The 12880-nt window shown below is 60.0% G+C and carries 13 protein-coding genes; 6 read left to right on the top strand and 7 right to left on the bottom strand.

The window, feature by feature from the left end:
- Positions 1 to 767 precede the first annotated feature (767 nt).
- Positions 768 to 1352: an SLATT domain-containing protein gene (locus Ato02nite_RS37235; protein WP_213011388.1), complete on the top strand. Its 585-nt coding sequence runs from the start codon at positions 768 to 770 to the stop codon at positions 1350 to 1352.
- A 6-nt stretch (positions 1353 to 1358) separates the two neighbouring features.
- On the opposite strand, the gene Ato02nite_RS37230 is transcribed toward Ato02nite_RS37235, so the two are convergent.
- Both Ato02nite_RS37230 and Ato02nite_RS37225 read right to left on the bottom strand, forming a co-directional pair.
- Entirely contained in the window at positions 1359 to 2351 is a 993-nt protein-coding gene (locus Ato02nite_RS37230; protein WP_213011387.1) for a RelA/SpoT-related domain-containing protein, read from the bottom strand.
- Positions 2351 to 3433 carry a nucleoid-associated protein gene (locus Ato02nite_RS37225; protein WP_213011386.1) on the bottom strand — a complete coding sequence of 361 codons (1083 nt, stop codon included), beginning with the start codon at positions 3431 to 3433 and terminating at the stop codon, positions 2351 to 2353. Before Ato02nite_RS37225 ends, Ato02nite_RS37230 begins: the two co-directional genes overlap by 1 nt.
- Before the next feature lie 415 nt (positions 3434 to 3848).
- Here Ato02nite_RS37225 and Ato02nite_RS37220 point away from each other — a divergent pair, with 415 nt between their 5' ends.
- Genes Ato02nite_RS37220 through Ato02nite_RS37210 form a run of 3 tightly spaced genes read left to right on the top strand, consistent with a single transcriptional unit; the run spans position 3849 to position 8516 of the window.
- Positions 3849 to 5951, top strand: a complete 2103-nt coding sequence (locus Ato02nite_RS37220; protein ID WP_213011385.1) for a helicase HerA domain-containing protein — start codon at positions 3849 to 3851, stop codon at positions 5949 to 5951.
- Between the two features lie 9 nt (positions 5952 to 5960).
- On the top strand, positions 5961 to 7349 hold the full coding sequence (locus Ato02nite_RS37215) for a hypothetical protein (RefSeq protein WP_213011384.1): 1389 nt from the start codon (positions 5961 to 5963) through the stop codon (positions 7347 to 7349).
- A gap of 12 nt (positions 7350 to 7361) precedes the next feature.
- Positions 7362 to 8516 (top strand): DNA adenine methylase, encoded by a 1155-nt coding sequence (locus Ato02nite_RS37210; RefSeq protein ID WP_307854181.1) that lies wholly within the window; start codon positions 7362 to 7364, stop codon positions 8514 to 8516.
- Here Ato02nite_RS37210 and Ato02nite_RS37205 read toward each other — a convergent pair.
- Positions 8513 to 8662 (bottom strand): hypothetical protein, encoded by a 150-nt coding sequence (locus Ato02nite_RS37205; protein ID WP_213011382.1) that lies wholly within the window; start codon positions 8660 to 8662, stop codon positions 8513 to 8515. The genes Ato02nite_RS37210 and Ato02nite_RS37205 overlap by 4 nt on opposite strands.
- Positions 8663 to 9277: 615 nt before the next feature.
- The gene (locus Ato02nite_RS37200; RefSeq protein ID WP_213011381.1) at positions 9278 to 9967 is read right to left on the bottom strand and encodes an XRE family transcriptional regulator; all 690 of its coding nucleotides are present in this window, start codon (positions 9965 to 9967) and stop codon (positions 9278 to 9280) included.
- A 176-nt stretch (positions 9968 to 10143) separates the two neighbouring features.
- On the opposite strand from Ato02nite_RS37200, the gene Ato02nite_RS37195 reads away from it, so the two are divergent.
- Positions 10144 to 10392, top strand: a complete 249-nt coding sequence (locus tag Ato02nite_RS37195; RefSeq protein WP_213011380.1) for a hypothetical protein — start codon at positions 10144 to 10146, stop codon at positions 10390 to 10392.
- A 41-nt stretch (positions 10393 to 10433) separates the two neighbouring features.
- On the top strand, positions 10434 to 10982 hold the full coding sequence (locus Ato02nite_RS37190) for an HD domain-containing protein (protein ID WP_213011379.1): 549 nt from the start codon (positions 10434 to 10436) through the stop codon (positions 10980 to 10982).
- 3 nt (positions 10983 to 10985) lie between these two features.
- Here Ato02nite_RS37190 and Ato02nite_RS37185 read toward each other — a convergent pair whose 3' ends face one another.
- The 3 genes from Ato02nite_RS37185 to Ato02nite_RS37175 form a co-directional block, all read right to left on the bottom strand.
- Positions 10986 to 11438: a hypothetical protein gene (locus Ato02nite_RS37185; RefSeq protein WP_213011378.1), complete on the bottom strand. Its 453-nt coding sequence runs from the start codon at positions 11436 to 11438 to the stop codon at positions 10986 to 10988.
- Positions 11431 to 11754, bottom strand: coding sequence for an NUDIX hydrolase (locus tag Ato02nite_RS37180; protein WP_307854180.1), 324 nt, complete (start codon positions 11752 to 11754; stop codon positions 11431 to 11433). Before Ato02nite_RS37180 ends, Ato02nite_RS37185 begins: the two co-directional genes overlap by 8 nt.
- Positions 11755 to 11913: 159 nt before the next feature.
- Positions 11914 to 12645: a helix-turn-helix domain-containing protein gene (locus tag Ato02nite_RS37175; protein WP_213011377.1), complete on the bottom strand. Its 732-nt coding sequence runs from the start codon at positions 12643 to 12645 to the stop codon at positions 11914 to 11916.
- Positions 12646 to 12880 lie beyond the last annotated feature (235 nt).

Here is a 12880-nt window from a genome sequence, read left to right as displayed (position 1 = left end):
GTCGAATCGGGTCAAGCCCACCTTGGAAACGCCACAGCAAACAGTCTCGCCACCAGGTATCGCAACATCAGAGCCCAGCTATCCCACACGGAATCAGTCGTCCACGCCAACGCGTAACTAACTAGTCAGATCAACCTGGCGGATAATCGCCAGTGAAATCACCAGCGCTACGGATGGTATTTGCTCGGCGTGAACGACGCAGAACGTGCCGAGGGCGCAGCACGCGAGCGCTCAGACGACCGCACCAACACGTCAGCGGCGCTGACGACGACCCTTCGTCCTTCGGCATGTATCTGACGCCGGCTTGCTTGCCCTGCTAACCGTGTGACTGACGGACCGCTGGACGGGCCGCTGCACTCGCGAGTTCGGCCCGCCCGCACCGCACGCGCCGCGCCGCAGGGCTTCCGGGGCTCGGCCCCGGAGCAGATATACCCGAACGATCCCCCGTTCGCGCTTTCCGCGAACAGGGGCCGTTAAGCAGTGGAGATGCTGTCCGCTTACCTGAGCTTCCGAGACAACCCGGGCCGGCTCGGTGCCAGCCTCACCGAGCTGCGTCACGTGGACGCATGAGTAGACAGAGTCACTCAGCTACCGACGAGTCCTGATGGGCGATGCTCGTGCGATCTTGACCAGTACGCAGCCTTCTCCACACCTTCGGAACCTTCGCCCGGAATGCCTGAATAGGATCCCATATCCAAAGAACAACAGGCCGCCTACCCGTTCCGTCACAAGTTCCGCTTTCGGCCACACGTCGGCTCGCAGTTAAGATGTCGACGACCATGGCGCCATGGGCCGCCATGCAGGGATCGGAGAAATGGATGCCGCCTAACCGCGACTGGGACGGAGCCGAAGCTGCGATGCGAACATGGCTCCGGCGCACACGCGAAGGGCAACACATGCAGTACGAGGCCGCCAAACATTTCCGACGGGCGCACTACATAATCGCGGTTCCCGTCGTCGTCATCACTACGATTGTCGGAACAGCAACATTCGCCAACATTACCAACACCGTGCCGGCCGCAACCAAAGTCTGGTTCGGCTCACTGACGCTGCTGGCCGCCGCACTTGCCGCGCTCCAATTGCACTTCCGCTACCTCGAGCGGGCAGAAAAGCATAAAAATCTCGGCGCCCAGTACGGCAAGATTCGCAGGGAGATCGAATCCGTCCTCGCGCTGACGGCACAGAGCCGAGGAGACGCCAAGGAGACCCTGGAGAGAATTCGGTCCGAGCTCGACCGCGTCAGCGGCGACGGAGACGCGGTATCCAGGCGGATATACAACAAAACACTGAAAACACTTGCAGCTCGTGATCAAGCTAAGCGAAATAGGCCCGACTCGCTGCCGGCCGCTTGAAGATGCTCAGTTCAGGGCCCATACGCCCTTCATGTCCTGAAGCAGTTCTTCCGGTACACCATTGGCGCTCCAGACTTGGCTTAGCGTCCGCGGGGCATAAGTAAGTCGCTCAAATATAGCGACGCTCTCCGGCTGGCTCACCAACAAGTACGTTCCAAGACTCGCCGGCGTGCTGCCGGGACCATACTCGCGATAGGCACTTTCGAGATCGGAACGCATCTCGGCCGCAAAGGCTGCGAGTCGACTTGAGTAGCTGGCTCGATCGGACTCGCGCACAGCCTGGAGCAGAACACCAGAAACCTTGCGAGTCAGCTCCACGTCGTAGTCGGCTGCGCAGAACGCGTAGAAGATGCGCTCTAGCTGCGACACCAGCAGATTCAGGTCTCGGTCCCGATCCTGCTCCATGGCGATCACCGCCCGCTCTACCTCGCTGTCGTACAACTCGACCAGCGCAAGTAGACGATACAGTGACCGCCTGACAACTTTCGGTAGCTTGGCAGAAGGCTTATATAGGTATAAATGAGACATTCGAGACCAGAGGTGGGAAGCCTCCGTCCTGATTTGCACTTCGAAGGTGGGTTTGCCCTCCGCTCCAGCAGACACATCTAGCGCGGGAGGTACTCCGACCTGAAGATGAAGCCGCGGATACCGCAACTGGTTCTCGGGAACATCAGACTGACGGTCATCCAGGACATGTACCGGCTCGCCGAACAACTCGCAGACCAGCTCACGAGCTACATCTAGGTCGAGCGTATGCCGGACAACTACCCTCAAACCGATCTTGTCATAGATTTCTTCCCAGGGATCGACGACGCTTTTGCTGCTCATAGCCTTCAGTACGTAGCTGCTAACATCCTTCGCTCGCCCTTCAACCGTGCAGTCCAAGTTCTTTTGAATTGCTCCGTGACGAATCTCCGTGACCAAGTTTTGCGCGGTCGCTTCGTAGCTTGATCGGACCTTCGCATAGCGTGACCTGGCAGCCTCAATCCGTGTGTCCATCAGTCTTGCTCTTCGGACGCGCTAGACCGCGACCTCGCACTTCGAGGTTTCGCCTCTTTAGCCTCCCCAATCAATGTTATCTGCGTTTGCCGATCATCGATTTCCTCGATATCTACGCTGCCATCCTCCAGCGCTGAAATCGGAAAATAGACGACCGCACCGCTAGTGAAGTTGAACTGCATTCGCTCTAAGCGACCAGCTATGAGACCTTTATCCTTAACAAAGATCTTCGGAACATCACGCGTCTCCAAAAAGCTCGCATAGCTATCAGCGTCGCCATCGGAATCCATATTGACCTCTGCGAAGCGATCCGTCGACATCTGGGCATTTTGGTTTTGCAGTTCCGCCATGACGGCAATAGCGTAGCGCCCCCGCGAGCTGGGATTTACGACACTCTGATTGATCCAATCGAAACTTGCATCGAAATACCGTTTGGTGATCTCGTCTGGCTCCTCGAGATGCCGGCATCCAAGGTAGTCTTCCAAAAAGAACGCAGCCACTTTCCCACTTGCGCCCTGCTTATCGGCAACCCAACCTCCAAGTACGCCATTACTGATGCCAGATCGAGAAAACAGTCCCACCTTGAAAACGCGAGATCGACTCGTCAGAAAGAGGTCGCGCAAATACTCCATATCGAATACGTTTTGGCCGTTATCCGTGGTCGGCTGAGCACGCATGCCGCGCTCCTGCTCAAACTTGACAATCAGCAGCGCGGGAGCTCCAGAAAGTTTGCAATCCGCGACGAGAAGCATGCCGCCGGAGTTGAGCCCCGTTTGGACCTCTCGCAAGGCGGTCGCGAGCTGTCTCGAGGTCGCAACGAAGTCCGCGCCGGCGGTCGTCAGAAAATTTCTGATAATTCCAGGGACCTTGGACTCGGTTGAAGAGTCCTCGCTTACTTGCCGCCCAGCCGACGAGAGCTGAAGACGCATTCGCGCCTGCAGCTCCTCCCGGACACCAGCTTGGAGCTTGCAAGCAGCGTCACTTAGCTGCAGCGGTTCTGCCGCGGCGTCGCCCTTCCTCGCCTTCGGGACGATATGCATAATCACTTGCAGGACTTCGAGCCGACGGAAGTTGGCGCTCATTCGGTAGCCTCACCAAACAAAAGAAGGCGACAATCGGGTCGCGGTGCTGTCCGAGCCGAGGATAAGAGGGTCCAATACAAGGCCGACGACGGTTCCAAAGTGTCGAGAATCTGACAGAATTGGGTCCCTACCTTCCGGCATTGTTCCAGGGTCACGTCCGACCAGGGAACATCGATGATCCATCGGTATCAAACGTTGCCGCTAGTAAGCCCCACGTCAAGCAAGCCCGGAACTCAGGCGTTCCGCCAGCACATGATGCATGTTCGGGCAGCGGACTATCAGCCGTGTCGATACTCGCAGCAATCCATCGAACTCGCTAGATTCAGCACAGGTGGGGGCCTAGGGGTTGATCCGGCCGCGCGTGAGCCATGGAAGACCCTCTAGCCGTCGGACACGCTACAAAGGAGTCGCGGCCATGCTGGACCTTATTCCGAACGTCGGTGCCGGCACGATCCTGGAGCGGGAACTCCTCGCCGACGAACGAGCCGTCAGGATCGGCGCGATTCAAACGCTTGACTACAACCGCGCGGTCGTGATCACCCACGACCGCTGGAAGTCTGAGACAGGCGGGATTCCTCAGTTCTCCTACTTAATTGCCACGGCTCGCGAGATAGGAAGCGGTGGCGGAGACGACGACGAAGTTCTTCTTCTCCGTGTTGAGGGAACGGCGCCTCTATCCCTGGAGCGCGACTTGCTGGAAGTCCGCGAAGAGGCGTTGCGGGACGCCCTTTCTCGGAACGACAACCCATCTCCTGGCGGAGTGCTCGACGTACACCTTGACCCATTCACGCGGAACAGAGTTGCCTTCACTGGCCTCAATTGCCGAATCCTGGGGACTTTTTACGAAGACGTCCGGAACGGTTCAGTGATTCTCGAGTTCGGCCACGACGTCGACAACTTCTACTCCAACTCGACATATCGCGTTTTCAAGCCAGTGGGCGCCGGACTGAGTTTTATCGCCTCCTATCTAAAGCCGACGTCTGATCCCGTCGAGAAGGTTCGAATCGGTGCCGTGCGCTATTCCTCTACTCGACGTCGAGCGATCGCATCCAAGCAAAATGGCGCCGCTGTCGAAGTCAACATCAATGATTTCATCGGTAGCAAGACCGGGATGTTCGGCATGACCCGCATGGGGAAGTCCAACACCATGAAGACCGTAGCGTCCCGTGTGTTCGTGGCTTCTGAGATGCGGAGGGCAGCCGGAAAATCGCCTGTAGGTCAGCTCGTCTTCGACCCTCAGGGCGAGTACGCGAACCCGAACACTCAAGACGGCACCGAGCTTGCTGCGATTGGCGAGCAGCACGTTGTGATCTACAAGTTCGGCGCGACCGAAGATCGCCCTAATGTTAAAGCGCTTGGATTCAACTTTTTTGATCCTGCTCAGGTCGAACCCGTAAAAGGCGTCATCGCATCCGCCCTGGCTGATGCCAACGCCGATTACGTGAGGGCCTTCGTGCAAGCAGACTTCCTCGGCAGCGCTATACCAGGCGAGAACGCACAAGAGTCCGCGCGCAGGAAGGCGCACGCCAGTCGAGGTCGCTTGCTTCTATACGGCGCGCTCGCCCAAGCCGATTTCCCGATTCCTCAGGTGCATTACACCCCGGACGGGAGGCAATGGCCGTGGAGGGCTTGGATGACGATGCGCAAAGAACTGGCAGAGGAGCTTGAACGGCAGCTCGGACCTAACCACATCGTGATTCCACAGAAATCTAATGGTCAGGTCGGAGTTGTCCGCGAGCATCTACGCGACGTCATCGACTGGCTTATTGAGCGCATAGAAGCCGACGACCTCAAAGGTCGAGCCAAAGAAGGCTTGGACTCGATCGCAGAAGGTGACGCGTGGAAGTCCGCGCTGCCGATCTACACCCAGGAAAATCAAGGAAGACCGGTTTCAGGATACACCAAACTTAAACCACTGCGCCCGTTTCACACGGCTTCGTCTCGCAACGAGTACCGGTCCGAGATTTACCGCAAGCTCGTCGAAGGCATGATTGTCATCGTCGACCTCCACCTTGGGCCAGATGTTGTAGTCCGCAGCTTGTCGGAAAATCTAGCCGCTTTTCTAATCGAGCGTCAGACAGAAATCTTTACGAGTGGAACTACTCCACCGGATGTTCAGGTAGTAATCGAAGAGGCGCACAATCTTTTCGCCTCCGACAAGTACAAAGACGATCTAGACGTATGGGTGAGGTTGGCGAAGGAAGGCAGCAAGCTAAAGATTGGTATGATCTACGCCACGCAGGAGGTAACGGGAGTTGCGCACCAAGTTTTGGCTAACACCAAGAATTGGGTCGTCGCCCACCTAAATAACACTCGGGAAGTCAATGAGCTCGCTCGGTTCTACGACTTCAAAGCCTTCGGTGACGCGATCATCAGCCACGAGGATCCGGGTTATGTGCGGCTCAAGACGCTCTCTTCCCCCTACATCATCCCCGTGCAGATCGACCGCTATGGCCTCGACCTCGTCAACGAGGCGCGAACTGCCGCCGGCGATCTACCTCTCGCACCGAAAGCGTAGGTGTTTTCGTTGCCGTACGACACTATTTCAGGAAATTTCGAGAGAGCGTCAAGGACCGGACACACAAACGCGATCGTTAAGGCGCTAGCCGATCGGTCGGATTTCTATGTACCCGCAGAGAAGATCGGCGACATTTCATGGCTCACAGCGAAGATTCGTTCGCGTTCGGTGGCAGGTACGCTGCCTGCCTCTGAGCGGCTCTCAAGCGTCATCGGCGTCGATGGATCACTAATGGTGGTCCCTGTGCGCGACGGACTGCCGTCGGTACGGTACGGCTACGCGCAGGCGGCGGCAATTTGGCTTGACCTCCTAGCGCTAGATTCTCAGCGGGATGAGCGATTCGTGGATCCAGTTGCGCTTAACCGAGCAGTCAACTCCGCACTGGTCTCGTACGACCTCCCGGCGGCCGGCGCCTATTTGCGTCAAGGCGTGTCGATTGCGGATTCCTGGCGTGAGGCGATATTCCAAATCTTTCGGAGCAAGAAGATCGAGGTTAATCGGCTCAATCAGAGCCTCCTGCAACTATTATTTCTCATACACGGGACTCCGGGAGCCGCTGCGCAAACGCTCGAAGTTCTCTGCCCGAATCGCGCCTGCAGCAACCGAGCCTTGACTGTTGGACCGGCTGCCATGGACTGTCCGGGATGCGGGACGGAGATATTCCCAACGGATGTTCTTCGGATCCATGAAGAGGTTCTCGAAGAGAGTTCGAACGAATCGCCACTCAGCCGGCTGATGCAGGTGGTGGAGCTGCTCGTTCTTGTCGGCTTGACTACGTTGTTGTGGGAGCAGTCAAGAGAAGACCTACTCCGTCAGACGTTGTTTATCATGGACGGTCCGATGGCTGTTTACGGTCCGCCAGCTAAGCTTAGGGCGAAAGCTCTCGAGTACTTCCAGTCGATGATTCAGACGACACCGGGTGATGGGCCGTTTCTGTGCGGAATCGAGAAGTCCGGGACTGTGCTTGACTATGCGCGCGCGCTGGTAAGGCACGATGCCCTTGGTCCAGGTGATCTCATGATGGTAGACGCCGACGTGATATCGAGGATTACAAACGTAAAGAACCCGTCTGCGTATGGTTCAGAAACGTATTGGGGCCGGAAGTTCGTTTACCAGTCTCTCGATAAGCGAGTCGTCGTCTTCACCGCGTTGCCCCGCGTCGGCGCCCCGTACGATGACCACGGTGGACAGCCTGACCCTGAGGCGTACCCGTCGTTGCCAGCGATCCTCGACGTAATCGATCGAACCGGGTCTTCAATGTATCGAGACGGTCTCATACCGGTAGCGCTGGCCCACTCGAAGGCTGCGTATCCTATAGGCGTTGGAACTGACGTTCTTCGGCTGGCGGCCCGCGTGAAGCTGGGACTGGAGAGCACCTCGGCTCAAGGGAATTGGTAACAACTCACGCTCATGAGTGACGTCCGTGCAGCTCAAGGTGGTAGATCGGCACGTTTGGTCGGCGCGACTGCCGCTCCGCCATGCATCGCCGAAACGCCGCAGCGTTTCGGCGAATTGGGCCCGCTCCCTGGCAAGCCAGGTCGCGACATGCGCTACCAGTCACCTCTTCGCTACCCTGGGGCAAAGTCAGGCTTAGTGCCACTCATAGCCGAAACTGTCACTGCTGCGTCGCAGTCACTTGGCCGCTTACGACTGCTGGTCGAGCCGTTCGCCGGCGGAGCATCTACGTCGCTCCGGGTGGCTTCCGCTGGCATCGTAGAACGTGTCCTACTTGCTGACGCCGATCCTCTTGTAGCGCGCTTCTGGCAAGTAGCTGCATCCGAAACCGACTGGCTGATTGGTCGCATGTGGGACGAGCCCGTCACCCTCGATCGATGGGATTACTGGCGGGCATGGATTCCGAAGAGGGATAATGATCGCGAGACGGCCGTTAAGTGCCTCTTCTTGAATCGCACAACGTTTTCGGGAATCCTTCATGGTCGCGCCGGGCCAATTGGAGGACGAGCACAATCCAGCGAGTATAAGATCGACTGCCGCTTTAATAAGTCTGCCCTCGAACAGAGGCTTCGGCTAATCGGCGATCTCTACACCGCAGGTCGAATTGCTGACGTCTGGTGCAAGGATTGGCAAGCAACACTCGCAGACGTCGCGGAGTGGTATCCTCAGCTTTTGCCCAACAAGGTTGTCGCTTACCTCGACCCGCCGTATCTAGAAAAGTCGGCCAAGCTTTATGGACGTTCCTTTGATCCCCATGGCGGCTACGGCAAGAATGCGGCGGCGTCCAGCATGAGCGCTTGGGGACGAGGACGCGAGCATTACCGCCTTGCGGAGTACCTGCGCAGGAAGGTTCAGTATCGCTGGATACTGTCGTATGACAATCACCCGTCCCTTCTTTGTGATCCTGCATTGTACGCATCTAGGCGAATGACACCGTCGCGCGACGACAAGGCCTCATTTGGCGTTAAGGAGTGGTCGATCAACCGCCGGCTGGTCAACTTGAATTATTCTGTTAGCGGCTCCGGCAAGTATCACAAAGCAGAAGAGCTGCTCATAACGACACTCCCTGCGAGCAGAATCCCTCAAGGACCACGAATGCGGCCGGTCTAGTTCGATTCCCACCGCTGGCGGTGGAGGCGGACCAGTTCGGCAGCGGGGTGGGTGTCCGGGCTGATCAGGATGGTAATCAGCCGGTAGTTGCCGGTGCGAGTGCCAGCCGCGGTGGTGAGGTGGATCTGCGAGCGCAAGGCGTTCATTTGACTCAAACGGAACTTGCTCGGACATCCTGGACGCGTAGAAATGACAGGACGTCTCCGCAGACATGGTCGCATCTCTCTGTTCGGGAACGCATCCTTTTCACGGCTGGTATCTAGGTTGCGGAAGCACTGGGACACCGGCTGCCTAAAGGCCTCGGCCGCGCGCTTGCCTAGTTCAGCGTGCGGTCGAGCTGCCACCTCCCGGATTGCCCATGGAGGAGCGTCTGTTCAGCCTGGCGCGAGTGTCACGGTTGTCCTGAGTCGTGTCATGCGCGGTGGCGTTTTTGTATCTTTTGCCTAGAAACGTCGAAGCCACACGGAGGCGAGTCACATGTCGCGGCATTTGATGGGTGCGACTGAGATAGGTCGGCGGCTCGGCGTATGTCGGCAACGCGTACATCAACTCACGCAACGCCTTGACTGGCCAGCGCCATACGAGCACTTGGCTCAAGGGCGTATATGGCGGTGTGAGGATGTCGAGACTTGGATCAATGAGCATCGGCCGTCGGCGGCCCGCACGCCCTCGGTCCCGGGGTCCTGACGTGTTTGGTGGCGCTCTTTCAGACCATCGTCTGCGCTCGTGAACGGCGTGGCGCCAGCCGCAGTGCAAACGACTCACCCGTCGAATGGGCTGCCCATCGCCCAGATCCGCTCGAAGGAGTCGAGGTAGGTGCGGGTCATGCACCCGTCGCCCCGTCGTCGCAGGTGGAAGACCGGCGCGTGCGCGGCGGGATGTCCGTAGACGTGGGCGTTGACCAGAAGGTCGTCGTCGGCGCGGTAGATCGAGTTGTAGAGCACGGTGTCGTGGAGGCGGACCTCGCCGCCTGCATCGGCGATCGAGGCGAACTGGACCAGGGCGGCGCGAATACGCGCCCTGTGCGCCTCGTCGATCCGCTCTTCGGCGCCCCGGTTCGCGATGTGCACGCCGTTCGGATCTCCAAGCGCGATCCGAACCCGTACGCCGGCTCTCGCCTTGTCGCAGATGATGGCTGTGCTGACGATGTCCTCCGCAAGGAACAAGGCGCTGTGGGCGAGGACGTCGATTTGATCGTGTGCGCCGGCGAACAGCCGTGTCCAGGTGTCGGCCTGTACGGCTGAGCGATGGGGATAGACGATCCGGATCTCGTCCGCCAGGGTGATCGGGTCCGCGATGCGAGGTAGCTCAGGCCACAGCGCGTGCTCGGGCCAACCGGTCAGTTTGGCCAAGGCTTCGCGATGCCTGGGGTACGGCTGGCGACCGGTCAGCCACCGGTCGACGGTCTTCGGGTCGACTCCAAGCCGCGCCGCGACGTCGATTGCGTTCATCCCGGCGCCCCGTAGGGCTCGTGCGAGAGGGTGGTTCACGCGACGACTCCGATCGTGGCGAGACCCCATCCTAGCCAAGAAGTCCCAAGACGTCCCGCGCCGTAGTTCAAAGTCCCTTACACAGCGCGAAGACTCAAGACGGAAGCGCACGGCGAGATCGAGTGGACGGGTGGCCCATGGCCAATGACGAGCACGCCGCGGAACCCTCTGCGCGGGAGGCGACAGATCGCCTGGCGCTCGCGCTCGAGGACGCCGGTTTCGACGTCGGGCGGGACTTTCCGGCCTTGAACGACGCGGTTGATCGTGACGGCTCTGCCGTCGTGCACTTGGGAGATGTCCGACCCGCCATCGCGGGCCGGCTCGCCGCGCTCATTCACGCAACAGCCCTGACCGCCGACCCGGTGGAGGAGGACCGCGACAAGTAGCGCGCTTGATCGCAACCGAGGGACGTTCGTAGGCTGCCCATGTGGAGCAGATCGAACGAGCCCGCGATCTCGCGCGTCTCCTGTTGGCCGGGTCGATCCCTCGTCGGTGGGCGCACAGTCAGGGCGTTGGACGTAAAGCCGAGTCGGTCGCGCACCTCGTTGCCGATGACGGACCGACGCTGGTGTCTGCTGCTTGGCTCCATGACATCGGCTACGCGCCAGACCTGGTCGTGACGGGCATGCATCAGCTCGACGGTGCGCGTTACCTACGCGACGTCGCACAGGCGGACGACCTCACCTGCCGACTCGTGGCGAACCATTCGTGCGCGCACATCGAGGGGCGGAACCGCGGATTGGGCGACGAACTCACCACAGAGTTCCCGCCGGTCGCCGGCTTGTTGTCGGACGCGATCACCTACGCGGACATGACCACTACCCCGGACGGCGAGCCCGTAGAAGTGGAAATGCGCCTCGCCGAAATCCTGGACCGGTACGGAGAGGGAGACCTCGTCGCCGATTCGATCCGCGAGGCGAGTCCCCTGATCATCCGTTCGGTGCAGACCATCAAGGCAGCGCTCGCCGACTGTTAAGACTCATTCCGCTCGGGACAGCGTGCCCTGCTCATCGCGGCTCCAGCGCCGCCCTGCGCTGTCGAGGAACTCGATCTGGATCGGTTCCGGCTCGACGTAGGACCGCAGCCAAGCGGCTGGAGCCGGCCGCCGGATCGTCTGGCCCGGTGGCACGAGGCCGACGAACTCTGTTGCGGGCACCTCATCGCCGCGAGCGGGCAATGGCAACTCGACCTCATAGATCGGCATGCCGCTCGCATTGTGAATGTGAAACGCCAGTTCACGGCCGCCTTCCGGCCTCAGAGTCAGTTCGACCCAGGCGCTGATTCGCTCAGCTTGCGCCCGGCGCTCGTCCTCAGCGCGGTCAGCCTCGCGAAGTTGTTCACGACGTAGGAGCAGAAACCCGAGTAGGAATGCGCCGACCGTGCCGATCGCCGAGAAGATGTCGGCGAACGCGCTGAGCCAGTCGCTATCCAAGGTGAACGTTCTGCGGCGCGGTGAGGTACTGGTCAACTCGCATCCGCATCGACCGGTCCATCGGGAGCGCGTCGATCTCGGTCGGCAGTACCCAGCGGACCTCGGTCGACTCTTCGCTGGGCGTCGGTGCCCCGCCGATCGGGCGGGCGGTGAACACCACCGAGAACTCCTGCCGCGCCTCGTTGTTGCTGGTGTAGAGGATGACGTGCCGCGGGTCGGTGTAGATGCCGACCAGGCCGGTGATCTCGACGTCGATCCCGGTCTCCTCGGCGGTCTCCCGCACACCCGTGTCCGGGAGCGACTCCCCCAGATCCATGCGCCACCAGGTAAGGCCCAGTTGTCGTTATCCGAGCGACGGATCAGCAGGATCGCGCCGTCTTCGTTGACCACGACGACGTTGGCCGAAGGGACGACGCTGTTCGCCTTCGGTGCGGCGGGATCGTCATAGAAGTCGATTCGTCGTCCCACATCTGCCTCATTCCAATGGTGTTGCTTCGCTCCATACGCGTTCGAAGCTGTCCACGTAGGTCGACACCATGCCGCCGCCCGCGACGCGTCGTAGATGGAACACCGGCGCCTGGGATGCGGGAGTGCCGTAGATGTGCGTGTTGACCAGGACCTGTTCATCGGCCCGGTAGATCGAGTTGTAGAGCACCGTGCGGTGCAACCTGAACTCGATGCCGTCGAGGCCGAACAGCGGCCGGTACATGACGATGGCGTTCTTGATCTTCCCCGCGAGGCTTTCGATGCCTTCGTCGGCGTTGCGTTGCTCGACCACCTCGGCGTTGGGGTCGCCGAGAAGGATGCGCACGCGGGCACCGGCATCCGCTTTCTCACGGAAGATCCGGTGGACGCCGGCGTCTTCGGAAAGGAAGAGCCCGCTGAACACCAGGACGCCGATCTCGTTTTCCGCGCTGGCAAAGAAGTTGCGCCAGAGTTCGGACGGGACGGCCCACCGGTGGGGGTAGATGTTGATGATCTCGCTCTCGCTGGCGCTGGCGACCTGGTCAGCGCCGATCGCGTCGGGCCAGAGATAGACCTCGTCTACTCCGAGGTGAGCGGCGACCGCGTATCGATGGCGCCGGTACGGCGTCCGTCCGCTGATCCAGCGCTCAACGCTCTTCGGGTCAACCTTGAGCGCTTCCGCGAGGCCGGCCGGGGTGATCCCGCGTTCCAGCATGGCGGTGCGTAGTCGCTCGTTCGGCATCGTCTTCCCGTCAGGACGTCCCGGCAGCCCGATAACCCTATGGGAGACGTCTCGGACACGTCCAGCCATGACCTGATCACGTCCCGTCCTCAGATCGCAATCTCAGTGGCGTCGATGCGATTCCCGCATCGCCAAACCGAGAGGAGATCGGCAATGGACATCCAGCACTTCACCTACGAGGCCCCGACTTGCCCGTGCGGCGCGCAGCTCGGGACGGGGCACCCGACCCTGTGCC

Origin of the sequence: Paractinoplanes toevensis, assembly GCF_018332695.1 — a bacterium.
Classification (GTDB): domain Bacteria; phylum Actinomycetota; class Actinomycetes; order Mycobacteriales; family Micromonosporaceae; genus Actinoplanes; species Actinoplanes toevensis.
The sequence above is the reverse complement of the archived record's forward strand: the minus strand, read 5'-3'. Positions and strand labels throughout refer to the sequence as shown.